24 protein-coding genes and 2 tRNA genes are annotated in these 25040 nt (G+C 65.9%); 11 read left to right on the top strand and 15 right to left on the bottom strand.

Annotated elements, in window-relative coordinates; translation table 11 throughout:
* Window positions 1-2 precede the first annotated feature (2 nt).
* From IPU70_RS23530 to IPU70_RS23560, 7 genes are all read right to left on the bottom strand, one after another.
* Window positions 3-170: a hypothetical protein gene (locus IPU70_RS23530; protein ID WP_013391454.1), complete on the bottom strand. Its 168-nt coding sequence runs from the start codon at window positions 168-170 to the stop codon at window positions 3-5.
* A 334-nt stretch (window positions 171-504) separates the two neighbouring features.
* Window positions 505-579 (bottom strand) — tRNA-Val (locus IPU70_RS23535).
* Window positions 580-639: 60 nt separating this feature from the next.
* Window positions 640-1362: a DNA polymerase III subunit epsilon gene (gene dnaQ, locus IPU70_RS23540; RefSeq protein WP_207470916.1), complete on the bottom strand. Its 723-nt coding sequence runs from the start codon at window positions 1360-1362 to the stop codon at window positions 640-642.
* 3 nt (window positions 1363-1365) lie between these two features.
* Window positions 1366-4482, bottom strand: a complete 3117-nt coding sequence (locus tag IPU70_RS23545) for an efflux RND transporter permease subunit (RefSeq protein ID WP_207470919.1) — start codon at window positions 4480-4482, stop codon at window positions 1366-1368.
* Window positions 4483-4515: 33 nt separating this feature from the next.
* Complete coding sequence (locus tag IPU70_RS23550; RefSeq protein WP_207470921.1) at window positions 4516-5604, bottom strand: efflux RND transporter periplasmic adaptor subunit; 1089 nt, start codon at window positions 5602-5604, stop codon at window positions 4516-4518.
* Between the two features lie 180 nt (window positions 5605-5784).
* Window positions 5785-6246 carry a ribonuclease HI gene (gene rnhA, locus IPU70_RS23555; RefSeq protein WP_207470934.1) on the bottom strand — a complete coding sequence of 154 codons (462 nt, stop codon included), beginning with the start codon at window positions 6244-6246 and terminating at the stop codon, window positions 5785-5787.
* A 59-nt stretch (window positions 6247-6305) separates the two neighbouring features.
* On the bottom strand, window positions 6306-7079 hold the full coding sequence (locus tag IPU70_RS23560) for a class I SAM-dependent methyltransferase (protein ID WP_207470936.1): 774 nt from the start codon (window positions 7077-7079) through the stop codon (window positions 6306-6308).
* A gap of 20 nt (window positions 7080-7099) precedes the next feature.
* On the opposite strand from IPU70_RS23560, the gene gloB reads away from it, so the two are divergent.
* The 4 genes from gloB (at window position 7100) to IPU70_RS23580 (ending at window position 10598) form a co-directional block, all read left to right on the top strand.
* Window positions 7100-7921 carry a hydroxyacylglutathione hydrolase gene (gene gloB, locus IPU70_RS23565; protein ID WP_013391448.1) on the top strand — a complete coding sequence of 274 codons (822 nt, stop codon included), beginning with the start codon at window positions 7100-7102 and terminating at the stop codon, window positions 7919-7921.
* Between the two features lie 7 nt (window positions 7922-7928).
* Window positions 7929-9347 (top strand): transglycosylase SLT domain-containing protein, encoded by a 1419-nt coding sequence (locus IPU70_RS23570; protein WP_207470950.1) that lies wholly within the window; start codon window positions 7929-7931, stop codon window positions 9345-9347.
* 94 nt (window positions 9348-9441) lie between these two features.
* Window positions 9442-9984, top strand: coding sequence for a PadR family transcriptional regulator (locus tag IPU70_RS23575; RefSeq protein WP_207470952.1), 543 nt, complete (start codon window positions 9442-9444; stop codon window positions 9982-9984).
* On the top strand, window positions 9966-10598 hold the full coding sequence (locus tag IPU70_RS23580; protein WP_242702668.1) for a GyrI-like domain-containing protein: 633 nt from the start codon (window positions 9966-9968) through the stop codon (window positions 10596-10598). The genes IPU70_RS23575 and IPU70_RS23580 overlap by 19 nt, the downstream gene beginning before the upstream one ends.
* 46 nt (window positions 10599-10644) lie before the next feature.
* Here IPU70_RS23580 and IPU70_RS23585 read toward each other — a convergent pair whose 3' ends face one another.
* Entirely contained in the window at window positions 10645-11568 is a 924-nt protein-coding gene (locus IPU70_RS23585; protein WP_207470954.1) for a pyridoxal-phosphate dependent enzyme, read from the bottom strand.
* Window positions 11569-11604: 36 nt separating this feature from the next.
* Window positions 11605-12678, bottom strand: a complete 1074-nt coding sequence (locus IPU70_RS23590; protein ID WP_207470955.1) for a succinylglutamate desuccinylase/aspartoacylase family protein — start codon at window positions 12676-12678, stop codon at window positions 11605-11607.
* Window positions 12679-12784: 106 nt separating this feature from the next.
* On the opposite strand from IPU70_RS23590, the gene IPU70_RS23595 reads away from it, so the two are divergent.
* Together IPU70_RS23595 and fabI are read left to right on the top strand one after the other, a co-directional pair.
* Window positions 12785-13681: a LysR family transcriptional regulator gene (locus tag IPU70_RS23595; RefSeq protein ID WP_207470958.1), complete on the top strand. Its 897-nt coding sequence runs from the start codon at window positions 12785-12787 to the stop codon at window positions 13679-13681.
* A 104-nt stretch (window positions 13682-13785) separates the two neighbouring features.
* Window positions 13786-14571 carry an enoyl-ACP reductase FabI gene (fabI, locus tag IPU70_RS23600; RefSeq protein ID WP_207470959.1) on the top strand — a complete coding sequence of 262 codons (786 nt, stop codon included), beginning with the start codon at window positions 13786-13788 and terminating at the stop codon, window positions 14569-14571.
* Window positions 14572-14619: 48 nt separating this feature from the next.
* On the opposite strand, the gene IPU70_RS23605 is transcribed toward fabI, so the two are convergent.
* A complete protein-coding gene (locus IPU70_RS23605) occupies window positions 14620-15018 on the bottom strand; it encodes an OsmC family protein (RefSeq protein ID WP_013391440.1) in 399 nt (132 codons plus the stop codon).
* 187 nt (window positions 15019-15205) lie between these two features.
* On the opposite strand from IPU70_RS23605, the gene IPU70_RS23610 reads away from it, so the two are divergent.
* On the top strand, window positions 15206-15886 hold the full coding sequence (locus tag IPU70_RS23610) for a tellurite resistance TerB family protein (RefSeq protein ID WP_013391439.1): 681 nt from the start codon (window positions 15206-15208) through the stop codon (window positions 15884-15886).
* 22 nt (window positions 15887-15908) lie between these two features.
* On the opposite strand, the gene IPU70_RS23615 is transcribed toward IPU70_RS23610, so the two are convergent.
* The 3 genes from IPU70_RS23615 to IPU70_RS23625 form a co-directional block, all read right to left on the bottom strand.
* Entirely contained in the window at window positions 15909-16895 is a 987-nt protein-coding gene (locus tag IPU70_RS23615) for a tripartite tricarboxylate transporter substrate binding protein (protein WP_207470961.1), read from the bottom strand.
* A gap of 80 nt (window positions 16896-16975) precedes the next feature.
* Window positions 16976-17860, bottom strand: a complete 885-nt coding sequence (nadC, locus tag IPU70_RS23620; RefSeq protein ID WP_207470963.1) for a carboxylating nicotinate-nucleotide diphosphorylase — start codon at window positions 17858-17860, stop codon at window positions 16976-16978.
* An 82-nt stretch (window positions 17861-17942) separates the two neighbouring features.
* Complete coding sequence (locus IPU70_RS23625; RefSeq protein WP_207470965.1) at window positions 17943-18872, bottom strand: hypothetical protein; 930 nt, start codon at window positions 18870-18872, stop codon at window positions 17943-17945.
* Between the two features lie 199 nt (window positions 18873-19071).
* On the opposite strand from IPU70_RS23625, the gene IPU70_RS23630 reads away from it, so the two are divergent.
* On the top strand, window positions 19072-19299 hold the full coding sequence (locus IPU70_RS23630; RefSeq protein ID WP_013391435.1) for a hypothetical protein: 228 nt from the start codon (window positions 19072-19074) through the stop codon (window positions 19297-19299).
* 57 nt (window positions 19300-19356) lie between these two features.
* On the opposite strand, the gene IPU70_RS23635 is transcribed toward IPU70_RS23630, so the two are convergent.
* The gene (locus tag IPU70_RS23635) at window positions 19357-20262 is read right to left on the bottom strand and encodes a LysR substrate-binding domain-containing protein (protein ID WP_207470971.1); all 906 of its coding nucleotides are present in this window, start codon (window positions 20260-20262) and stop codon (window positions 19357-19359) included.
* 140 nt (window positions 20263-20402) lie between these two features.
* On the opposite strand from IPU70_RS23635, the gene IPU70_RS23640 reads away from it, so the two are divergent.
* The 3 genes from IPU70_RS23640 to IPU70_RS23650 all read left to right on the top strand — a co-directional run bounded on the left by IPU70_RS23640 (window position 20403) and on the right by IPU70_RS23650 (window position 24795).
* Window positions 20403-21392 carry a tripartite tricarboxylate transporter substrate binding protein gene (locus IPU70_RS23640; RefSeq protein ID WP_207470972.1) on the top strand — a complete coding sequence of 330 codons (990 nt, stop codon included), beginning with the start codon at window positions 20403-20405 and terminating at the stop codon, window positions 21390-21392.
* A 66-nt stretch (window positions 21393-21458) separates the two neighbouring features.
* Window positions 21459-22739, top strand: a complete 1281-nt coding sequence (locus IPU70_RS23645) for a hypothetical protein (RefSeq protein ID WP_207470973.1) — start codon at window positions 21459-21461, stop codon at window positions 22737-22739.
* 181 nt (window positions 22740-22920) lie between these two features.
* Complete coding sequence (locus IPU70_RS23650; protein ID WP_207470974.1) at window positions 22921-24795, top strand: PhoX family phosphatase; 1875 nt, start codon at window positions 22921-22923, stop codon at window positions 24793-24795.
* Between the two features lie 128 nt (window positions 24796-24923).
* Here the strand turns inward: IPU70_RS23650 and IPU70_RS23655 are convergent.
* Window positions 24924-25014 (bottom strand) — tRNA-Ser (locus IPU70_RS23655).
* Window positions 25015-25040: the final 26 nt, after the last annotated feature.

Raw genomic sequence — 25040 nt, forward strand, 5'->3', positions numbered from 1 at the left:
GGTCAATAGAAGGTGATGTAGGCCTTGTAGATGATCGTGCCCAGGGCCGTGATCAGGCCTACGCCCATCAGCCCCATGCCGAGATTGCGGTCGCGCAGCCCGAAGCCGATCAGCATGAGCGCCACGCCAGCGCCGATGATGATCAACATGGTAGTGGTGTGCTCGGACATGACCTTCTCCTGTTCGCCTACGCCTGGCCCCACGGGCCAAAGCCTTTGTTATCAATGATAGTCAGGCTCGCATGCGATGCGGCTCAATCGATGAGAGTCCGCTTGCGTCAAATCAATCTAAGCGTAATGAAAGGGACGGTTCCGCGCAATGGCTGGCGTCCCATATGCAAAGCACCCCGGGCCAAAGCACTTGGGTTTGAAGGCGGGCTCGATATGTCCGACGCGCGCAAAACAAAAAAGCCAACCTCGCGGCTGGCTTTTTGCTTTGCGTCTTTTTAACCTTGGGACGCCGACAACGATGGGCCTGGGGCCTGCGTTATCTTCCAAGGGTCTTTGGTGGGTAGTACTGGGTTCGAACCAGTGACCCCTGCCGTGTGAAGGCAGTGCTCTACCACTGAGCTAACCACCCCGAAAGAGGCGAAATATTAGCACGTTTTTTTGAACGTGTGCAAGTCGCCTCTGAAAAACCTTATGCGGCCGCCACCGGCGCGTCGATCTTGCGCCAGGTGCACTCCCCGCCCACGGACTTGTCCAGTGCCGCGAGGTAGGTTTCATGCTCGGCCAGTTCCGCTTCGCTGGCCTTGAGCACGGGCAGGCCCGACGCGTCGAACCGGGCCAGCACGACGCCGTTGCCGCCTGCGCCGGCGCCATCGTCCACGTCGATCAGCAGCGCGTCCTGGCCGCGGGTCATGGCCAGCCAGACTTCCGCCAACAGCTGCGAGTCCAGCAATGCGCCGTGCAGCGTGCGGTGGGCGTTGGAGATGCCGAAACGGTCGCACAGCGCGTCCAGCGAATTGCGCTTGCCCGGGAACAACGAGCGCGCATGCAGCAGCGAATCGGTGACCGTCTCGCAGTAGTCGGTGACCGGGCCGCGCCCGGTCTTGGCGAGTTCGGCGTTGAAGAACTTGACGTCGAATGCCGCGTTGTGCGCGATCAGCTCGGCGCCCTGGATGAACTTGACGAACTCGTCCGCGACATCGGCGAAGCGGGGCTTGTCGGACAGGAACTCCGTGGTCAGGCCGTGCACCGCCAAGGCCTCGGGATCGCTGTCGCGGTCCGGGTTCAGGTAGATGTGCAGGTTGTTGCCGGTGCTCATCCGGTTGACCATTTCCACACAGCCGATTTCGACAATGCGATGGCCCTGGGCAGGGTCCAGTCCGGTGGTTTCCGTGTCAAAGATGATCTGGCGCATAACTTATTCCGACGCTTGGGCAGGCGCGGCGGGCTGCGCTTGCGGCGCCGGGGCGGGGTCCGGATGATGCGCTGCGCTGCCGGCCTGGCCGGGTTTCTTGCGTGCGGTGGCAATCAAGGTATAGGCCACCGGCACGACGAACAAGGTCAGTAGTGTACCCAGCATCAGCCCGCCCACCAGAACCCAGCCGATCTGCTGGCGCGATTCCGCCCCCGCGCCCGTGGACAGCGCCAGCGGCACGGTGCCCAGCACCATGGCGCCGGTCGTCATCAGGATCGGGCGCAGGCGCAGCACGCTGGCCTCGACCACGGCCTCGAACAATTCCTTGCCCTCGTCGCGCAGCTGGTTGGTGAATTCGACGATCAGGATGCCGTGCTTGGTGATCAGCCCCACCAGCGTGATCAGGCCGATCTGGCTGTAGATGGACAAGGTGCCGCCGGTCAGCCACAGCGCCAGCAGCGCGCCGGTCATGGACAGCGGCACCGACAGCATGATGATGAAGGGATTGCGCCAGCTCTCGAACTGCGCCGCCAGCACCAGGTAGATGAAGGCCAGCGCCATGGCGAAGACCAGATAGATGCTGCCGGAGGAATCGCGGAACTCGCGCGACTGGCCGTCCAGGTCGGTCACGATGGTATTGGGCAGCACGTCGCGCGCCACCTGGTGCATGTGAGCCAGGACTTCACCCAGGGCGTAGCCCGGCGCCACCGCGCCGTCGATCTTCACGGCGCGCAGGCGGTTGAAGTGGTTCAGCGACTGCGGCGACACGCCTTCGTGCACGCCCAGCAGGTTGTCCAGCTGCACCATGCTGCCGTCGCGCGCCCGGACATAGATGCCGGAGATGTCGGTGGGATTGGCGCGGTCGCGCGGCGTCACCTGCACGATCACGTCGTACTGCTCGCCTTCGTCCTTGTAGCGGGTGACCTGGCGGCCGCCCAGCATCGATTCCAGGGTGCGGCCCACGGTGTCCACATTGGCGCCCACGTCGGCCATCTTGTCGCGGTCCACCCGCACCCGCAATTCGGGCGTGTTCAGGCGCAGGTCGGTGTCCAGGTTGATCAGGCCGGGATACTTGCGCAGTTCGGTCAGGAAGACTTCGGTCAAGCGCGACAGCTCGGCGTACGACGCCTGGCTCATGATGATGAATTCCACCGGCTTGGAACGCGCCGACTGGCCCAGCGAAGGCGGATTGGTCGGAAACGCCCGCACCCCGGGCAGCGAGGCGAACTGCGGCTGCAGCTGCTGCGTGATGGCCTGCTGCTTGCGGCTGCGTTCTTCCCAGGGCTTCAGGCGCAGGATCGCGGTGCCGTCCGTCACCGTGGGAAAGCCCACGGTCACCTGGCTGCCGCTGGCCTCCGGAATCTCGGAATAGAACTTTTCGATGCCCAGCATGCTTTCCAGCGTGTAGTTCAGCGTGGCGCCTTCGGGCGAGCTGACGATGCCGAACACCACGCCGCGGTCCTCGATGGGCGCCAGCTCGCTCTTGACCACCTTGAACAGCACGCCGCTTGCGGCCGCGACCGCCACGCCTATGGCCACCACCAGCCAGCGGTGGCGCAGGGACGCTCCCAGCGCGCGCCGGTAGCCGTTGCTCATGGCATTGAGCCAGCCTTCGATCAGGTTGTACCAGCGGCTGTGGCTGCTCTGATGGCGCAGCAGCACCGAGCACATCATCGGCGTGAGCGTCAGTGCCACGAAGCCCGACACCAGTACCGCGCCGGCCAGCGCCAGCGCAAATTCAATGAACAGCCGGCCGGTGCGGCCGGTGGCGAAGGCCAGCGGCGCGTACACGGTGACCAGGGTCATGGTCATCGCGACCACTGCGAAACCGATCTCGCGCGATCCGCGCAACGCGGCTTCCTTGCGCGGCATGCCCTCTTCGATGTGGCGGAAGATGTTCTCCAACACCACGATGGCGTCGTCCACCACCAGGCCGATGGCCAGCACCATGGCCAGCAGGGTCAGCGTGTTGATGGAAAAGCCGAACAGGTACATCAGCGCACAAGCGCCCACCAGCGACACCGGAATGGTGACGATGGGGATGATGCTGGCGCGCAGGTTGCGCAGGAAGAAGAAGATCACCAGCACCACCAGGACGATGGCTTCACCGATGGTGCGGAACACGGAATCGATGGAGCGCTCGATGAACACCGACGAGTCGTAGGCGATGTTCAGCTTCATGCCGGCCGGCAGGTTCTCGTTCAGACGCGCCACTTCCTCGCGCGCTGCCTTGGACAGTTCCAGCGGGTTGGCGGTGGACTGGCGCGTCACGCCGATGTTGATGGCAGGCTTGCCGTTGAAGCGCGACAGCACGCGGTCGCTGGCGGCGGCGATCTCCACATTGGCCACATCGCGCATGCGCACTGGGTAGCCTTTGACGTTGGCGACGATCACGTTCTCGAACTGCGCGGGCGTCTGCAGGTCGGTGGACGACACCACCGAGAATTCGCGGGCGCGCGATTCGATGCGGCCGGCCGGAATCTCCACGTTCTGGCTGCGCAGCGCGGCCTCCACGTCCTGCACGGTCAGGCCGTAGGCGGCGAGCTTGTCGCGGTCCACGTAGATGCGCATGGACGGCAGGCGTTCGCCGAAGACGCGCACCTCGGCCGCGCCGGGCAGCACCGACAGGCGGGTCTTGATGTAGCGGTTGATGTAGTCCGAGGTCTGGATCGCGGAATACGTACCGGACTCGACCGCGATGTAGATGATGGGCTGGGAGTCCGCCTCGACCTTGCCGATGATGGGTTCATCGATCTCGTCGGGCAGGAAGCGGCGCGCACGCGAGACCTTGTCGCGGACTTCCGCGGCTGCGGCGTCCGGATTGCGCGACAGATTGAACTTGATGTTGATGAGGCTGCGTTCCGAGCGGCTGCGCGAGGTCATCACGTCCACGCCCTCGATGCCGGCCAGCTGGTCTTCCAGCGGCTTGGTCACCTGCGATTCGATCACCTCGGGCGAGGCGCCCTTGTAGGTGGTGTCCACCGAAACGATGGGTTCATCGATCTTGGGGTACTCGCGCACGGTCAGCCGCGAATACGAAATCAGGCCGATCAGCACGATGATCAGCGACAGGACCGATGCGAACACCGGCCGCTTGATGCAGGTTTCCGAGATACGCATTGCGCTACCGCCAGATAGGGAAAAAAGCCGGCGTCACGCGCCGTTGGCCAGAACGGTCACCGCGGCGCCGTCCGTCACCCGTTGCAGGCCCGACACCACCAGCTGGTCGCCCGCCGCCACCCCGGTCAGGATCTCGACGCGGCCCTCGCGGCGCTCGCCGATGGTGACCTCGCGCCGCTCGGCCGCGCCGTTCTTGACCCGGTAGACATACTGCGTCGCGCCCGAGGGCGACAACGCGGCTTCCGGCGCGACCAGCGCCTTGTCCTGATTGAACTGCAGCTGCACGCGGGCGAACATGCCCGGGCGCAGCACCGCATCCTTGTTGGCGACCGTGGCGCGCATCAGGATGGAACGTCCGCCCGCGTCGACCAGCGGGCTGACCGCGTAAACCGTACCCGGCCGCTCCTGGCCGGGCAGCGCATCCATGCGCAGCGTCAATTGTTGGCCCACGCCCACCTTGCTCAGATACATCTCGGGGACGCGGAAGTCCACCTTGAGCGGATCGATCGCCTCCAGGGGAGCCAGGTCCTGGCCCTGATTGACGTAGTCGCCCACCGACACGCTGCGCAAGCCCGCGATGCCACCGAACGGCGCCGAGATCGTCATCTTGTCCAGCCGCGCCTGGGCTAGTGCCACGGCGGCTTCCTGCACCTTCAGCGTGCTGGCCGACTCGTCGCGCGCCTGCTGGCTGACGAAGCCCTTGCCCTGCAACTCGACGGAGCGCCGGTAGTGGCTTTGTGCCAGCGTCAGGTTGGCGCGCGCCTGGGCCAATTCCGCACGCGGCACGGAATCGTCCAGGCGGATCAGCACGTCACCGCGCTTGACCGGCTGGCCTTCCTTGAAATCGATGGACTGGATGCGGCCGGCGACTTCCGGACGCAGCACCACGGATTCGTCGGAGCGCAGGCTGCCCACGGCCGAGATGCCGCGCGCGAAAGGAATCTCTTCGACGGCGGCCACTTCGACCCGGACGGGCGCCGCGCGCGTGACCAGGGGCGCTTCGACGGCGCCGGGTGGTGGACTGACGGTTCCGAAGGCGAGCCAGCGCGGCACAAAAACGCCGAGCGCGGCCCCCGCGGCCAACCCTGCCGCTACGGCGGCGAGCAGTACTGCTTTTTTCATGCGCGAATGTGGCGGTATTGCGGCGCGGGCCTGGCATGCCCCCACGCGGACTGCGCCGCAGGAACTGGAATGAGGGTTGGCACTTTAGCACCCGGATTTACATACTGGAACAATCCTGAAGCCGGATGAAAGAACTAAATCCGCCCCTGAGGGCGGATTTGAGGGTATATCCCGATGCCCTCAGCCCCGCTTGGCCGATTCCACGCCCATATTGGCCAATTGGTCAGCCCGTTCGTTGCCCGGATCGCCGGCGTGTCCGCGGACCCAGCGCCAGGACACCGTATGGCGCTGCACCTGTTCGTCCAGCAATTGCCACAGTTCGACGTTCTTGACTGGCTTCTTGTCGGCCGTCATCCAGCCGCGCCGCTTCCAGTTGGCCAGCCACTCGGTCATGCCCTTCATCACATATTGGGAGTCCGTGTGGATGATGACCGTGCACGGGCGCTTGAGCGCGCGCAGGCCCTGGATGACCGCCAGCAGTTCCATCCGGTTGTTGGTGGTCTGGAGTTCGCCGCCATGCAGCGTCTTCTCGTGGCCCCCGGCGCGCATCAGCACGCCCCAGCCGCCCGGACCAGGATTGCCCTTGCAGGCGCCGTCGGTCCACATTTCCACTTTCTGCTCGTTCGCTTTGTCGTCCTGCATGGTGCTGCCTGGTATTCCTTGCTAAAAAAAATCGGCGCCGCGGCGCGGAGCCATGCCCTTCAGGAGCCGTCGTCCGCCTGGCGGTTGACCACCACCGACGCAGCGCGGGCGCGCTTGGGTTTGGCCTTCTTCCAGGCCGGGCCAATGATACGCATGCCGGCCACCCGCTTGACCGCCGACACCACGTAGACCGCGCCGCCCAGGCTCCACCAGCGGGCGCCCGCCGACTCCAGGAACGACCAGCGCTGCAGCCATTTTTCGCTGCGGCAGGCCGGCGCGTAGCAGCCGAAGTGGCTGGCCTCGACCTCCAGCGACAGCAGCTTGAACCAGTCCTTCAGGCGCGGCAAGGACACCTGGGACGACGGCGGCTGAGGCAGCCAGGGCTCCATGCCGGGCATGCGCGTGCGCGCGCCCCACATGCTCCAGGGATTGAAGCCCGAGATCACGACCCGCCCTTCCGGCACCAGCACGCGCTCGACCTCGCGCAGCACGTTATGGGGTTCTTCAGCGCATTCGAAGGCGTGCGGCAAGATCAGCAGGTCCACGCTCTGGGATTCGAACGGCAGGGCCTCCGGCTCGGCCAGCACCACCCGCGACTGCCAGCTGGCCGCGCTTTCCGCGGACGGAGTCTCGGTACCCACGTAACCTTTGAAGGGCATGCGGTTGGCGCGCAGCAGATTCATGTCCGCCAGACCGACCTGCCAGGCGTAATATCCGAACACGTCCGCGACAGCCGCGTCGAACTGCGCCCGCTCCCAGGCCAGGGCGTACTGTCCCGGCGGCGTCTGGAACCATTCGGCCAGTTCTACAATCGGCGGAGTATCTTCTGCCACGTTTTATTCCTTCGAATCCCATGCAAGCCATGACCGCCCCCACAGGCGGCCGCGATCGCAACGCCGCGGTCTTGCCTCTACCCGCCTTCAACGACAACTACATCTGGGCCATCGTCCACGGCGGCGAAGCCGCCGTGGTGGATCCCGGCGATGCCGGCCCGGTGCTGCAATGGCTGGACCGGACGGGCTTGAGACTGCGCGCCATTCTACTCACGCACCATCACGGCGACCACGTGGGCGGTGTTCCGGAATTGTCCCGCATCGAGGGCATCACCGTATACGGGCCCGCGCATGAACAGCTGCCGCGCTGCGATGTGCGCCTGGCGGAAGGCGACCGCGTGGCGATCCCGGAACTGGACCTGGATCTGACCGTGCTGGACGTGCCCGGGCACACCGCCGGCCACATCGCGTACTACGGCCGGGCAGCCGGCCAGCAGCCGGTTCTGTTCTGTGGCGACACCCTGTTTGCCGGGGGCTGCGGCCGTCTTTTCGAAGGCACCCCAGCGCAAATGCATGATTCTTTAGGGAAATTTGCTGTTTTACCGCCAGATACACAGGTTTTTTGCGCACACGAGTACACTCTAGCGAACTTGCGCTGGGCCTTGGCAGTCGATCCGGCCAACCGCAGCCTGCAACAGTGGCACCAGCAGGCCCAGCAATTACGAGCAGAAGGTCTTCCCACGCTTCCGTCCACGATCGGGCAGGAACGCGCGGCCAATCCGTTTTTGCGCACGCAAGAAGTTGAGGTCGTCCACGCCGCAGAGCGCTGGGCCGGCCACAGCCACGCTACGCCGGTAGAGGTTTTTGCCTCCCTTCGTAAATGGAAGAACGATTTCAAGTGACAGCCTGATGAATCTATCCCGACTCCTTCTGCCGCTCATGCTGGCAGTCCTCGCCGGTTGCGCAGGAACAAAAGCCCCCGATAGCAAGAACCTCACCACCAATTCCCAAGGGCGATACATCGCCCGCGACACGTCCCGGACGGTGGATCTGACCAACCCGCCCGCCGACGCCTGGGACCGCATCCGCCGCGGTTTCGCCATCCCCAACCTGAACACCGACCTCTCGCAGCAGTGGACCGACTATTACGCGTCCCACCCCGAGTCAGTGCAGCGCATGGCGGAACGCGCCGGCAAGTACCTGTATTTCATCGTCGACGAGATCAACCGCCGCGGCCTGCCGACCGAGCTGGCGCTGCTGCCCTTCGTCGAAAGCGCCTACAACCCGACCGCCCTGTCGCGCGCCCAGGCCTCGGGCCTGTGGCAGTTCGTGCCGGCCACGGGCCAGCATTTCAACCTGAAGCAGGACTGGTGGCGCGACGAGCGCCGCGATCCCATCGCCTCGACCAACGCGGCGCTGGACTACCTGGAAAAGCTGTTTGAAATGCAGGGCGACTGGTACCTGGCGCTGGCCTCGTACAACTGGGGCGAAGGCTCGGTGCAGCGCGCCATGGCCAAGAACGAAGCGGCCGGCCAGGGCACGGACTACCTGTCCCTGAACATGCCCGACGAAACCCGCAACTACGTACCCAAGCTGCAGGCGATCAAGAACATCATCGCCGATCCGCAGCGTTATGCGGTGGCCCTGCCCCCGGTCGGCAACACACCCTACTTCGTGACGGTCCAGAAGAACAGCGACATCGACCTGGAAATCGCCGCCAAGCTGGCCGAAATGCCGCTGGACGAATTCAAGGCGCTGAACCCCTCGTTCAACCGCCCCGTCATCCGCGGCGACCACGGCCCGACCCTGCTGCTGCCGGCCGACCGCGTCGAGATCTTCAACGCCAACCTGACCAACTACAAGGGCGACCTCAGCGCCTGGAAGATCTACCACTCGCGTCGCGGCGAATCCTACGCCTCGATCGCCAAGCGTTTCGGCGTGAGCGAAGCCACGCTGCGCCAGACCAACGACATCGGCTCGCGCCAGAAGTCGGCTTCCGGCCAATCCCTGCTGGTGCCGGGCGAACCCGGCACGGGCGGCGTGCAACTGGCCTCGTTGGCGCCGCCGGTGGGCGCCCTGGACTCGGCGCCGTCGGACAACAAGGCCGCCGCCCCGCGCGGCCGCGCCGCGCAAGCGCCGGCCGCCCGCGTCGCCAGCGCCCGTCCCAATGTCCGCACCCACAAGGTGCGCCAGGGCGACACGCTGTTCTCGCTGGCCAAGCAGTACGGCACCTCGGTCGACGCGCTGCGCGCGCTCAACAACATCAAGGGCAGCGCCCTGAAGGTGGGCTCGCAGCTACGCGTGCCGGGCACCAACGCCCGCGGCTGAACGCAGCCGGAACAACAAAAGGCGCGTCCTTGCGGGACGCGCCTTTTTTATTTCAGCTTGCCTGGCTTTTTATTCTAGTACTAGAATAAAAACAATGACCCTGACCGACTCCGAGCTCTTGCTACTAGGCCTCGTCGCAGAAATGCCGCGGCACGGCTATGAACTTGAACAAGTCATCGAAACCCGGGGCATGCGTGAATGGACCCAGATCGGTTTTTCCTCGATCTATTTCGTGCTTGGAAAGTTGGAGAAAGCGGGGCTGGTTTTGGCGGAAGCCCCCGCTGGAACCAAGGCGCGCAAGACGTTTTCGGCGACTGCGGCGGGCCACGAGGCGCTGCTGGAACAGACGATCTCTGCCCTTGGAGCCTATCGCCCCACGCATTCATCCCTTTTGCTGGGGATGATTCATTGGCCAGCGCTGTCTCGCGAGTCAGCGCTGGCTGCGTTGGATAACCGCCTGTCTTCGGTCATGGCCGAGGCAGAAAGGCTCGAACTCATGCGCCGGCAACGGCAACCGATGCCTGATCACATTGAAGTCCTTTTTGACTTTTCCGCGAGCCAACTGGCGGCGGAGCGCGGGTGGATCACCACCACCTTGGATTACATGAGGAGCAAGCCATGGCCGACGAAGGAATGATCGATTTGATCCGCGACAGAGCGATGCTCAGGGCGCTCTACGCCCCCCCGGCGGGGGCTTTCAGCATGGTCGATGTGCCCAAGCTGCCATTCGCAGTCTGGGATGGCGCAGGAGCACCCGAACCGTCGTCCGTCACGGCAGCGATCAAAGGCCTTTACACCGCCATTTATCCCATACGGCGCGAAGCTCGTGAGCGCCTGGGAAAGGCCTTTGTCGAGCCTCCGGTGGAATTGCTCTATTGGGCAGACGATATGCGCGACTTCGCAGCAGGCCATCGCGAGAATTGGCGTTGGCGCGCGCAGATAACCTTGCCTGTGTGGGCGAATGCGGCGTGCCTTGAGGAATCCGCCGCGCAAATGCGCCACGAACTGAACGGTGCGCCAGCGCCGCGCTGGGAGGCGCTGGCCGAAGGAAAGTGCGTACAGATTCTTCATGTGGGCCAAACCAATGATCTGCCCGCCCTGCTTGAAAAGCTCTACGGGGAATATCTGCCGCAAGAAGGTTTGGCGCCGTCAGGGCCGTATCACGAGATCTATCTTGATGATTGGAATCGCACCGCCCCCACGAAACGCAAGGTCATTCTTCGGCAACCCGTGAGCATTCTGCCCAAGTGAGGCCGGACGGCGCGACCAGTCACCATTGCCTGGCCCGCTAGCAGGGCTATGCCGCGAACTGCCCGCTCCATTGCGCCAGCTGGCCCGCCGTGACACCCACGCCGCCGCACAATATGACCGCCACCGAGCGGGCGCTCTTCAGGAACTCCGAGCCGCTGTCCAGCGCCGCCACGGATGCGCCGCAGGCGGGCTCGACCAGGATGCGGTGCTCCAGCAGCACGTCTTCGCAGGCAGCCACCGCAGCGGCGTCCGATACGACGACGCTCTCGATGGGATGCTCTTTCACCAGTTCCAGCGCGCGGTCGCAGACCTGGCGCGCGCCCAATGAAGTCGCAATCGACCTGATCTCGGGCAACAGCACCGGCGCCCCCGCGCTCAGGGCCTGGGCGTAGGAATCCGCGCCGGCGGTCTCGGCCGCGATCACAGGCACCTCGGCCCAGCCATTGCGCCGCAGGCCTTCGACCACGCCGCACAGCAGCCCGCCGCCACCCACCGAGCAGATGACCACGTCCGGCCGCCCGCCCTGCCGGGCCAGCTCGTCGATCATGGTCGCGTGCCCCTCCCACAGCAAGGGGTCATCGAAAGGATGCAGGAACGCGTCCGCCGGCGTCATGAGTTCAAGTGCGTGGGCGTTGGCCTCCATCCAGGAGGCGCCATGCACGATGACTTCGGCGCCCTCGGAGCGGATCAGGCTCTTGGCGCGTTCCGAGGTCGTGGCAGGCACCACCACGGTCACCGGCGTAGCCAGCATGCGGCCGGCGTAGGCCACCGCATAGCCGGCATTGCCGCCGGACGAAGAAATGAAGCGCCGGGCGCCGCGGGATTTGTAGATCTGGCAGGCGTGGCCTATGCCGCGCGCCTTGAACGAGCCGCTGGGCTGCAGCGCCTCCATCTTCAGGCGCACGTCCTTGCCGCTGCGCAGGGAGAAAGCGCGGGATGCGAGCGCCGGGGTTTCGATATGGATTGCCATGTTCTGATTTCTGAAAAAGTGAATCGGGCTGCGGCCTCACGCCGCGCTGGCCACCACGCAGCAGACGTTGCCGGGTACGACGATGCCAGGATGCCGCTTGGCGAAGACGACCCCGCTGGTCCCGTAAAGCAGTTCTACCGGCGCGCGCCGCGGATCGAAGGTCTGGTGGATGCGGCCGGCGGGCTGGCCGGCTTCGACGGCCTCGCCATGCCGATGGTAAGCCTCGAACACGCCCCGCTCCAAAGCGATGACGTAGGACTTCGCGCCGCTGACCTTGTACAGGGGCGCGGGCTGCGCCGCCAGCGGCTGGGTACAGGCCTGGTCCAGCACGCCCCAATGCGCCAGCACGCGCAAGGCGCCGGCGCGGCATAGCGCGAGCGCGCTGTCCGTCACGGTGCCGCGCCCCGCCATCTCGGTGCTGACGCAGGTGAGCCCCGCGGCCACTGCCGTGGCGACGCTGGTGCGCGTGTCGCCCAGCGTATCCAGCAGCACGTTGAACGGCGCGCCAAAGGTCATCACGGCGTCGATATTGCGCTGGGTCTGCTCCGCATCCTTCGACGGCTGCACCAGGGCGCTGGGAATGATGTCCAGGGACGAACCGCCGGAATGCAGGCTCAGGAACGCGTCGCCGCGCGAGAACAGCTGGTCGCTGACGTAGGCGGCAATCTGTTCGGTGATGCTGCCGGCATGGTCGCCGGGAAACGTGCGGTTCAGGTTCTTGCCGTCCAGCGGCGACGTGCGCAGTCCGGCTTCGGCAGCCGGCGCATTGAGCGAGGGCATGACGATCAAACGGCCCCGGACACGGTCCAGCGGCAGGTCGCGGATCAGTTCGCCCAGCACGATCTGCCCTTCGTACTCGTCGCCATGGTTGCCGCCTTCCAGGATGACCGTGGGGCCGTCGCCATTCGCCAGCACCGCCATGGGAATGCGCACCGTGCCCCAGGCGTCGTCGTGAGGCGACTGCGGAATATGCAGGAAGCCCGCCTGCCGGCCCGGCGCGTCGAGATCGATGTCGGTGAAGGCCGTCGCGCACTGCGGGTTGCTCGCGGGCAGGTGCGCGACCCGCCGGTCACGCAACGACGGCGAATCTCGGAAGGTGGCTTTCATCATAGACTTTTTAGGTATACGTTATCGGATCAAATCGGAAAATATAGGTATTTGCAGCCGTCGCAACAAATACTTTTGTTGAGCATTACGTATGCCTGGGAGGCATGGCATGGAGTTGAGGCAGTTGCGTTATTTCGCGGCCGTATGCGCGGCCGGCAGTGTCGCCGGCGCGGCCAAGGCTTTGCATATCGCCCAGCCCGCACTATCCCGCCAGATGATGGCCCTGGAAGAGGAACTCGGCGCGCAACTGCTGGTCCGGCTGCCGCGCGGCGTGGCGCTGACGCGGGCCGGCGAGGCCCTGCTGGCCCAGGCGAAGCTGATGCTGGCGGGCAGCGAAGCCTTGCGGGCGCAAGTCGCGCTGGCGGCCAACGGCAAGGCCGGCTCGCTGAAGATTGGCGTCATGCCCGGCTATGGCTGGCTGCCCGGCCTGGGACAGGCGATCGCCGCCTTGTCGCGCGCCTCGCCCGATACCGACGTGATGGTGGAGCCCGGCCTGTCGGCCTGGCAGCTGGATGCGATCAAGCGCCATGAATTGGACGCGGGCATCGTCGCCTGGCGCTCTCCGCTCGACAGCGAAGTAGAGGGGCTGAAAATCTATGAAGACCGCATGATCCTGGCCATGCCCGCGGCGGTCGCCCGCGGCGCGGGAAGCGTCCGCGCGCTCAAGGATCTGGCCGGCCAGAAATTCATTCTGTTCCCCCGCGCCGGGTCGCCCTCGCACTATGACGCCCTGGTGCGCATCCTCAGGGCCGCTGGCATTCCAATGACCCGGCCGGCTGCCGTGGCGACCGATCTTCCCACCATTCTGGGGCTGGTGTCGGCCGGGCTGGGCTGCGCCGTCATTCCCGCCTCGTTCAGGCAGCACGGCCCCGCTGGCGTCGTCTTCAAGGAGGTCGGCGGCATAGACCTGACGTTCGATCTGGAGCTGGTCTGGCGCGCCGACCAGCGCGATCCCCTGCTCGCCAGCTTCGTGCGCCTGTTCCCGCCGCCCGGGCAACCGTCCTGAAGCGCAATCCGGGTAGATCCGGCCCCGGGTTTTTCATATCGCGAAATCGCGCAAACTCCTTAAAATAGGCGGTCTCCAGAGGGAAAAAATCAAAGGATAGATATATGGGCTTTCTCGCCGGCAAGCGCATCCTGGTCACCGGGGTGCTTTCCAACCGATCCATCGCCTACGGCATCGCGCGCGCCTGTCACCAGCAAGGCGCCGAACTGGCGTTTACCTACGTGGGCGACCGCTTCAAGGACCGCGTGGGCGAATTCGCCGCCGAATTCGGCAGCAAGATCGTGCTGCCTTGCGATGTGGCCGAAGACAGCCAGATCGACGGCGCCTTCGCCGAACTCGGCCAGCACTGGGACGGCCTGGACGGCCTGGTGCACTCCATCGGCTTCGCGCCGCGCGAAGCCATCGCCGGCAACTTCCTCGACGGCCTGTCGCGCGAAGGCTTCCGCATCGCCCACGATATCTCGGCCTACAGCTTCGCCGCCATGGCCAAGGCGGCCCTGCCGCTGATGGAAGGCCGCAACGGCTCCGTGCTGACGCTGACCTACCTGGGCGCCGAGCGTGTGGTCCCGAACTACAACACCATGGGCCTGGCCAAGGCTTCGCTGGAAGCCAGCGTGCGCTACCTGGCCACGGCGCTGGGCCCGCGCGGCATCCGCGCCAACGGCATTTCCGCCGGCCCCATCAAGACGTTGGCCGCCAGCGGCATCAAGGACTTCTCGGCCATCCTGAAGTTCGTGGAAGCCCAGGCTCCCCTGCGCCGCAACGTCACCATCGAAGACGTGGGCAACGTCGCCGCCTTCATGCTGTCGGACCTGGCCGCCGGCGTAACGGGCGAGATCACCCACGTGGACGCGGGCTTCTCGACCATCGTCCCGGGCATGGAAGACTAAGTCCCTGCGCGGCGGGGCCTACGGCCCCAGCCGCGGCAGCCGGCCCGCTCAGGCCGGCTGCACCACCACGGTGGACACTTGCACGTCCACCGCCGTCATCAGCTTGTGTACCGGGCACTTCTCGGCCACCGCCAGCAGTTCATCGATCTGCGCATCGGACAGCTCGCCATTCAGCGTCAGCTTGGCCGTCAGGCGGTAGATGCCCTTGCGCTCCTCGCCGGCATCGCGCACTACCTCCACCCCCACCGATTCCAGCGGCAGACCCTTGCGCTGCGCGTAGACCATCAAAGTCATGGCCTTGCAGCCGCCCAGCGCGGTATCGAAATAGTCGTGCGGATCAGGGCCGGCGCCCTGCGGCTGGGGCATGTCCAGCGGCAGATCGTGGCCTTCGGCCGTGGCGGTGAATTGCAGCGAGTTGGGCGCATTCTGGCGCACGCGGATGCTCATGGGTCCTGTCTCCTGGTAACGGGTCCTGGCGGGCGACCGTCGCGGTCGCCCCAGACCACGTTGTATCACCTGGCGGCGCTCGCTGTACGTCGCCAGCGCAAGCAACTGACTGTAAGCTGAACTTCTAGCCTCCGGGCCGGTCGGATATCTCTATCCGCAATATCTGAGCAAACTTTAAGGGGGCCGCATGAGCGCCAGACAACTCCTCGATCAACTGCTGCAGTCCGGGCAAGGGCTGCTGTCCGACACCACCAACCGCGTGCAGAACGCCACGGGCGGCAAGGGTTCGTCCTTCCTGACCGGCCTGGGCGGCGGCGCGCTGGGCGCGGGCGCCCTGGGACTGCTGCTGGGCAGCAAGAAGGCCCGCAAGATCGGTGGCAAGGTCGCCATGTACGGCGGCATGGCGGCGCTGGGTGCCCTGGCCTACCGCGCCTATGGCGACTGGCAGCGCAGCCAGTCCGGCGCGCCGGCGGCCCCGCCGCAGACGCTGGACCGCCTGCCCGCGCCCCAGGCCGAGCAGCACAGCACGGCGGTGCTGACCGCCATGATCGGCGCGGCCAAGGCCGACGGCCACATCGGCCCGGAAGAACGCAGCCTGCTCGAAACCGAACTGTCCAAGCTGTCTTCGGACGCGCAAGACCGCCGCTGGCTCGAAGCCGAGTTGTCGCGCCCGCTGGATCCTTCCGTCATCGCGCAAGCCGCGCAAACGCCGGAAATGGCGGCCGAGATGTACCTGGCCAGCCTCTTGGTGGTGGACGAGGAAAGCTATATGGAACGCGCCTATCTGGACGAACTGGCGCGCCAGCTCAAGCTGCAGCCGGGCTTGAAGGAACAGCTGGAACAGCACGCCCGGGCCGCCGCGGCCTGAGACCGGGCTGCCTGCACATCGTTTAGTCGGCGCGCAGGCCGATTGCTGCCGTCAGGGCGGTATAGCGGTCGATATCCGCATCGATCATCGCCTGGAATTCGCGCGGCGTGCTGCTGGCAGGCGTAAAACCCTGTTCACGCAGCGCCGCCTGCACATCCGGGCGCTGGACGATCTTCGCAACCGCGGCATTCAGCTTGGCCACCACCGCGGGCGGCGTGGCCGCCGGCGCCAGCAGGCCATGCCATTGATCCAGCGCGTAACCGGGCACGCCCTGCTCGGCCACGGTCGGTACCGACGGCAGCAGCGGCGAGCGCGCCGGCGAGGTCACGGCCAGTGCCCGCAACTTGCCGGCCGCGATCAAAGGCGCGGCGCTGGACGCAGTCACCACGCCCATCGCCACCTGGCCCGCGGTCACGTCCGTAAGCGCCGGCCCGCAACCCTTGTAAGGCACGTGCTGCAAAGGCGCCCCAGTGGCTCGCGCCAGCATCTCGCCCGCCAGATGCTGCGGCGTGCCGTTGCCGCAGGACGCGAACGGCAGCGGCCGGTCCGGCGCGGCCGCGGCCAGCGCCTGGTCCAGGCTGTGCCAGGGCGACGCCGCCGGCACCACATACACCGACGGCACAAAGGCCACATTGATGACGGCCGCGAAGTCCTGCTTGGGCGCGAAACCCAGGTTGCTATAGACACCCGGATTGATCGCGAAGGAACTGTTGACCATCAGCAGCGTATAGCCGTCGGCAGGCGCCTCGGCCACGGCGCGCGCGCCGATATTGCCGCTGGCGCCAGGACGATTCTCCACCACCACCGCCATGCCGAACTGCTCCTGCAGGCTGGCGCCGATGCGGCGCGCCAGCAGATCGGTGCCGCCGCCTGGCGGAAACGTCACCACGATGGTGATGGGATGGGAGGGATACGCGGCGTCCTTGGGCGCTTCGCCCGAAGGCGAATTGCCGCAGGCGGCCAGCGGCAGGACCAGAAACGTAAGAACGGAGCTAAGCAGGCGATTCATGATGCGGGCTTGCAAGCGCCCCTGCACGGGACACGCGCACAGGGACTTGGGCGATGCCGGCCAGAAGCCGGCGAACAGGCTCAGGCGTCCAGGCCGATGTCGAGCACCTTGGCGCTATGGGTAATCCAGCCCACCGCGATCTGGTCCACACCGGTGGCCGCTACCGCGGCGGCGGTTTCGGGCGTGATGCGGCCCGAGGCCTCGGTGATGGCGCGGCCGCGTGCCATGGCGACCGCGCGGCGCAGGTCGTCCAGGCTCATGTTGTCCAGCAGCACCACGTCCACGCCCAGCGACAGCGCCGTTTCCAGCTGCTCCAGCGTGTCCACTTCCAGTTCGATCTTGACCATATGGCCGATACCGGCGCGCGCCCGCTCGACCGCGGTGGCAACCCCGCCCGCTAGGGCGATGTGGTTGTCCTTGATCAGCACCGCGTCGTCCAGGCCGTGGCGGTGATTGCTGCCGCCGCCCACTCGCACCGCATATTTCTGCACGGCGCGCAGGCCTGGCATGGTCTTGCGGGTGCAGGTGACGCGGGCGCCGTAGCCTTCGATGGCGCGGGCGATGGAAGCGGTGGCGCTGGCCACGCCGCTCAGATGGCACAGGAAGTTCAGCGCCACGCGCTCGGCTGTCAGCATGGCGCGGGCATTGCCGCTGATGCGGGCGATTTCCGCCCCCGGCTGCAGCTCGCTGCCGTCGCGCAGCGCGACCTCGAACTTGATGCCCGGGTCCATGGCGCGAAACGCCAGTCGCGCCAGGTCCAGCCCGGCCAGCACGCCTTCCTGGCGCGCGACCAGGCGGGTCTGCGCCGTGGCGTCGGCGGGCACGATGGCATCGGTAGTCAGATCGCCGGCGCGTCCCAGATCCTCGAGCAAGGCCGCGCGCACCAGCGGCTCCAGCATGACTTCCGGCAAGGGAGGAACGGCCAGTCGGGCGACGGTCACAGGCGCTGCGGCTTTAATGCTCATTTTGAGTATTTAATGATTAAAAAAAGGCGCGCAGGGATTGCGCAGTAATTATGCTAGAGACGAGCATAAAGCTTGTCAAGCCTCACATCGCCCGCGACAGCGGCAATTTACTGCCCGCAATAGCGCGCTCCAACAGCACGTCGCGGCGGAAGCGGAACAGTTTGGCCGGCCTGCCGGCCGTGCCGGTGGCCATTTCACCAGTTTCTTCGACCAGCGCCTGCTGCTCGATGAGGCGGCGGAAATTCTGCTTGTGCAGGGCGCGTCCGGCCAGCGCTTCCACGGCCAGCTGCAATTGCAGCAAGGTGAACTGCGCCGGCATCAATTCGAACACCACGGGCCGGTATTTGATCTTGGCGCGCAGCCGGGCGATGCCCGTGGCCAGGATGCGGCGATGGTCGTGGCGCATGGGTTCGCCCGGCACTACGGCGCCCTTGTTCCCGCGCCGCGCGGCTTCGGGCACCAGCCCGGCCTCGAATAGCAACTCGTAGCGCTGCAGCACCATGTCCTCGTTCCATGGCGAGCCGTCCAGCCCGAAGGTGATGGCGGCGCGCTGGCGGCGGCGCATGCGCACGGCCGCATCGGGACTGTCTTCGCACCAGGCGGCCAGGCGCGGCACGATCATTTCCTCCACCAGCGCGGGCGTGCCCGCGCGCCGGTCTTCCCAGGGGAAGTAGCGATACCAGTCCTGCCAGCCGACTTGCGCCACGCCGGTCTCGCCGGCCTCGCGCGTCAGGCCCAGGTAGCTGACCGACATGACGCGCGCGCCCGACTCATCGGAACGGTCGCCATCTGCGAAGGTGTAGAGCTGCTCCACGTAACCCAGCGGGTGATGGGTCTGCTGCTCCACCCAGGCGCGCAGGCCGGCCTGCAACGAACGGTGCGACAGTTCGAAGGGGCCTGCCGGCAAGGCGCGCGCATCGTCGGTCGTCAGCACCCGCGGTTCGCCGTTGGTGACGGCGACCAGCACGGCAACGAGTTCAGCATGGACGGAGCGTTCGACGGATTCAGTCAAGGTAGGCGTATGGAAAGTGAGAAACCGGGCGGCTGGCGGCAAACCGCAGGGCGCTGGAAATTATAAGGGTCGGGCTCCTGCAACAGCCCCTTGCAAACGTGACAGGCATTCCTGCTCCCGGGCGTGCGTGCCGTCCTAAGATGGAAGTGGCAACCAGGCGCGTCGCCATCCCGGGACGCCCGCAAGCGGAGCAGACATCATGTTGAAAACCGCCCCCGATCCGCAGGCGGCCAAAACCGCCGAAACAGAACAACCCGTCGCCGTCGACCCGCGCAAAGGCACCGAAGTGCTGCCGATGGCGGACCACAGCAAGGAGGTTGCCGGCATGCCGCGGCGCGGACGCGCCATTGCGGAACCCGGCGAACCCGGCATCATCACCCCGGAAGATGACGTGCTGGATACTTCTTACGAGAACCGCAAGAGCTAAGCCCTCCCGGCGCGATGGCAAGATGATACGCGAGCCCGAACGCCGCCCGCGCGGCGCTCAGGCCGCGCCGGACAGCGCCTGGAATCCGCGCGCCAGGATCTCCACAAATGCCTCCGTCACCGACGACGGCGCGGTCTGCGCCGGATAAGCCATGCTGACGCGGACCGGCAGGTGCGGCCTGAACGGCCGTATCGCCAACCGGTCCGCGAACACGGCCGCGATGTAGGGATTGACCACGCCCAGGCCGCTGCCGGCGGCGGCCAGCGCGCAGATGGTAGACGAATACGTGGTCTCGATTTCCGAGGCGGGCTGCGCCTGGTGTTCCTGCATGGCGCCGCGCAGCTGCAGATAGACGTCGTCGTCCGCGTTCAACACCAGCAGACGCCGCCCGTCCAGGTCCATGATGCCGACGGACGGTTGCGCGGCAAGCGGATGATCGGGCCGCATCACGCAGACCGCGGCGCTTTCGTGCAGGCCCTGCATTTCCAACTGCGCGCCGTCCAGCGGCGCCGTGGTCACCACCACATCGTAGGTGCCGTGCAGCAGCCCTTCGCGCAGATACTGGCTGCCCACGGTCTGCATATTGATGTGCACGTCGGGATAGCGCTGCGCGAAGGTCTCGATCGCGCCCGGCAGCACGCCCAGCCCCAGCGCCGGCGTGCAGGCCAGCCGCAGCACCCCGCTGCCGCTGCGCCGCATCGCCGCCACGCGATCCTCGATGCGCTCCAGCCCCACGAAATGGCGCTGGACGGTATCGAACAAGTCCTTGGCCTCCCGCGTGGGCCGCAAGCGTCCGCGCTCCATGTCAAACAGCTTCAGGCCGCTGGCCTGCTGCACCTGCGCCAGCAAGCGGCTGACTGAAGGCTGGGTGGTGCGCAGCATCTGCGCCGCGCCGGTCGTGGTGCCGGCCAGCATCACCGCGTGGAAGGCTTCGATCTGGCGGAAATTCAGCGGTCGGCTCATGGTTGGGCAATGTATGGCAATTCTGCATAGCCTATGTTGAAAAAAGAATTTTTTCAAATACCAGCAGGCTCCTACACTGGTTTTCCCAAGGGCGCCGCCAGATGCGCCCCCGCACTATCCAACCTCCCAGGGGAAACCACATGAACTTCCGCCGCTCCTGGCGCCACCTCCTGCAAACGCTGTGTCTGAGCGTGACGGCAGCGACGCTGCCGCTGGCCGCGCACGCGCAAGCCAACTATCCCGACCGGCCGATACGCATCATCGTGCCGTTCACCGCGGGCGGCAGCTCCGACATCCAGGGCCGCCTGCTGGCCGAGCACCTCGGCAAACTCTATGGCCAGTCAGTGGTGGTGGAAAACCGTCCCGGCGCGGGCGGCCATATCGGCGGCAAGTTCGTCGCCGACTCCGGCCCGGACGGCTATACCCTGCTGCTCGGCTCCATCGGCCTGCACGCCACCTACGGGGTCTACAAGAACCTCAACTACCAGCCCGCCCGCGATCTGAAGCTGATCACCATCGTGGCCGAGATGCCGCACGTGGTGGTGGCCAATCCCGCGCTGGAAGCCAACACCCTGGCCGAACTCACCGCCCTGGCAAAGGCCAAGCCGGAAACGCTGCACTTCGGCTCGGCCGGCGTGGGGTCGTCCGTGCATATGGTCGGCGAGCTCTACAAGATGGCGGCGCAGGCGCCCATCGTGCACATCCCGTACCGCGGCAGTTCCGCCGCCACCAACGATCTGCTGGGCGGCCAGATCCAGCTGCTGTTCGAGAACGTGCCCACCACCATCGGCTACATCCAGGCCAAGAAGCTGAAGGCGCTGGCCATTACCGGCGCCACCCGCTCGCCCGCCCTGCCCGACGTGCCCACCGCCGCCGAAGCCGGCCTGCCCGGCTTGACGGTCACCTCGTGGCCGACGCTGGCCGCCAGCAAGGATGTGCCGGACGCACTGGTCGAAAAAATCAGCGCCGACCTGCGCCGCATCTACGCCGACCCCGCCTTCCGCGACGGCCTGGAACGCCTGGGCATGACGCCGGTGGGCAACAGCCCCGCCGAAGCGCGCGAGTTCGTCGAACGCGAACGCGCCCGCTGGAACAAGGTCATCGAGACCGAACACATCACCGCGGGCTGAACGCCTGCCTGGGGCGGCGCCTGCGCCGCCCTTTTTCTTTCCGACTTTATCTCTGCCCCGTCATCCATGAACCGTATGCTCGCCACGCCCATCGCCTGCCGTCGCCTGGGCGCCACGCCGCACCACCATTTCTTCGGCTACTACAACAAAACCGTCTGGCATCGCGACGGCCGCTATCTGCTGGCCAACCGAACGCCATTCAAGGACGCGCTGCTCACGCCCGAACTGGGTGCCGAAGTGGGCTACTTCGACCTGCAGGATGGCGACCGCTACCACGCCGTGGGCAACACCACGGCCTGGAACTGGCAGATGGGCTGCCAGCTGCAATGGCTGGACGGCGAGACCGAGCCGCAGATGATCTACAACTGCCGCCGCGACGACGACAGCGGCTTCTATCCGGGCTTTCGCTCCGCCGTCCACAACGTCGCCACCGGCCAGACCCGCTATCTGCCGCTGCCCATCTACGTCGCCGCACCCAACAGCCGCTACGCGCTCTGCGTGGACTACCGCCGCCTCTACATCACGCACGAGACCATCGGCTACAGCGAACACGCCCCCGGCCCGGTGAGCAACGCCCCGGCCGACGACGGCATCCACGGCATGGATCTGGCGAGCGGCGCGCACCGCCTGCTGGTCAGCTATGCCGACCTGCGCAACTTCCATCCGCGCGACTCGATGGAACGCGCCATCCACTGGGTCAGCCATATCGAGATCAATCCCTCGTCCTCGCGCATCCTGTTCCTGCACCGCTGGACCGAACGCGTGAAGGATGAGACCTGCTTCCTGCACCGCCTGATCACCATGAACGCGGACGGCAGCGACATGCGCCTGCTGGAATGCTCCGACCACCCGCTGCCGCAACTGGCCGACGACTTCGATCCCAGCGCGGTCGGCACCTTCGATTACGAGAAATCCGAATACCAGATCTCGCATCCGCTGTGGCGCGACGACCATACGATCATCGTCTGGGGTCCGCATGACGGCAGCATCCATTACCACCTCTACCGCGACGCGCCCGGCGGCGCGGTGGAGGTGGTGGGCGACGGCGTGCTGACGGAGAACGGCCACATGACCTACTCGCCGGTGAACACGCGCTGGCTGCTGAGCGACACCTATCCGGACCCGACCACGCACGAACGCATCCTGTTCCTCTACGACATGCAGACCGGCCTGCGCCATGCGCTCGGCAGCTTCTACGCCGATCCCCATCTGTCCAAGGAAAACCGCTGCGACCTGCATCCGCGCTGGAGCCGCGACGGCACGCAGGTCTGCATCGACTCCGTGCATGAGGGCGAACGGCAGATGTATGTGCTGGACGTCACGCCCATCGTCGGACCGCGCGGTTAAGACACGCCCAGCCGCCGCCTCGGCCGCGATTCAAGCCGCGACTCCGCCAGGCGGCGGACTACCCAGACCACAGCAAGGACTTCACACTATCGTCACCCCTTTGTAACGACCGACCTTTAACCTCGCTTTCGTTTTGCTTACAGACAACTGAGCGACCCGTTCGCGACACTATGAGGTTGGAATGTCCTACTTGACTGATAAATTGCGCGCTCCCTATCGCGAAGCCCAGGACGAGGTCACCGTGCCCGGGCAGATGTTCGACGAGATCGTCGCCGCGAACCCCCAGCGCCGCACTTTGCTGAAGAACAGCTTCGGCCTGTCAATGCTATCCGTGTTCGGCGCCTCGACCCTGCTGACCGCCTGTGGCGGCAGCGACGATGACGACGACGATTCCCCTGGCACCCAGCCTGGCGAAGGCGGCGAAACCAAGCCGCCCCCCGGCCCCGACTATTCCGTCACGTTCACCCCGCTGGCCGACAAGATCGTCGCCGACACCGTCACCGTACCCGCAGGCTACGTCGCCGAAGTGCTCTATTCCGCCGGCGACAAGTGCATGATCGGCTCGGCCGGCTACGCTGGCGTACCGCAGTCCTATCCCGCCACCGAGACCCAGTCCGGCGGCCAGCACGACGGCATGCACTTCTATGCCCTGCCCGGCGTCGATCCCAACCAGGGCGGCCTGCTGGTGCTGAACCATGAAGCGCTGGACGACGAGACCCTAGACCAGAGCGTCGAAGGCGTGAAGACCCGCCTGTCCAACGTCGGCGTGTCCGTCGTCGAAATCGCCCGTAGCGCCAACGGCGCATGGGCCGTCAAGACCGACTCGCGCTACAACAAGCGCTACACCGGCAACACCGTCTACAACGTCAGCGGCCCGGCCAAATCGGTGGTCGGCGACACCGTCGTCGGCACCCTGAACAACTGTTCCAGCGGCGACACGCCCTGGGGCACCTACCTGACCTGCGAAGAGACGCTCAACAACTACCACTACAAGACCGGCGACGCCGGCAAGCCGGCCGATGAAGGCTACGGCTGGGTAGTGGAAATCGATCCGCAGAACCCGGACTCGACCGCCGTCAAGCGCACCGCGATGGGCCGCTTCAGCCACGAAAACACGGCCTTCATGCTGGACGAGAACAACCGCGTCGCCTTCTACATGGGCGACGACACCACGCCCGGCTGCATCTACAAGTTCATCCCCACCAAGCCCTACGACCCGGCCAACCGCGCCGCCAACATGGGCCTGCTGGACGAAGGCACGCTGTATGCCGCGCGCTTCAACGACGACGGCAGCGGCAACTGGGTGGAACTGACGGTGGGCAAGAACAACCTGACCGCCGGCGCCACCGACCCGGGCAACTTCACGCAGGTCGCCAGCGGCGCCGTGATCACCGGCAAGCTCATCAACTTCAACACGCAAGCCGACGTGCTGGTCAACACCGGGGCCGCCGCCCGCGTCGCCGGCGCCACGCTGATGGACCGCCCCGAATGGATCACGGTGGGCGTGGACAAGACCGTGTACTGCACGCTGACCAACAATGGCAGCCGCAAGCGCACCAGCGCCGCCAACCCGCGCGTCAGCAACTCGCACGGCCACATCATCCGCTGGCACGAGCGCGGCGATTCGCCGCTGGCTACCACCTTCGAGTGGGACCTGCTGCTGCTGGCCGGCCGCGACAAGGCCGACGGCGCGGCTGCCAACCTGACCGGCAACGTCAACGGCGACACCTTCTCCAGCCCCGACGGCATCCGCGTCGACCCCAAGGGCCGCCTGTGGGTCCAGACCGACGCCGGCACCAGCGCCTCGACCACGGACTTCTTCGGCAATAACTCGATGTACTACATCGACCAGAAGACCGGCGAATCCAAGCGCTTCCTGGTCGGCCCGCTGGGCTGCGAGATCACCGGCATCGCCTACACGCCGGACCTGACCACGTTCTTCATCAACATCCAGCACCCGGATAAGACGTGGAACACCCTGCGCGCAGGCGGCGGCGACGCCCGTTCCGCGACGGTGGTGGTGCGCCGGACGGATGGGAAGCCCGTGGGCGCGTAAGCGTTCTACCGTAAAACGCCGCCCGGCTGCACCAGCCGGGCGGCGTTTTTTTATTCCACGCAAATGAAAAAACCCGCAAGGCTTGAGCGCTTGCGGGTTTTTCGTGCACTGCTTTGCAGTGCGAATTCTGGCGGACAGAGGGGGATTCGAACCCCCGATACGCTTTTGACGTATACACGCTTTCCAGGCGTGCGCCTTCAACCGCTCGGCCACCTGTCCTATTTGCGATTTTCGCCACGGGCAAG

This window comes from Achromobacter sp. SD115 (genome assembly GCF_017355315.1).
GTDB classification, from domain to species: domain Bacteria; phylum Pseudomonadota; class Gammaproteobacteria; order Burkholderiales; family Burkholderiaceae_B; genus Achromobacter; species Achromobacter xylosoxidans_B.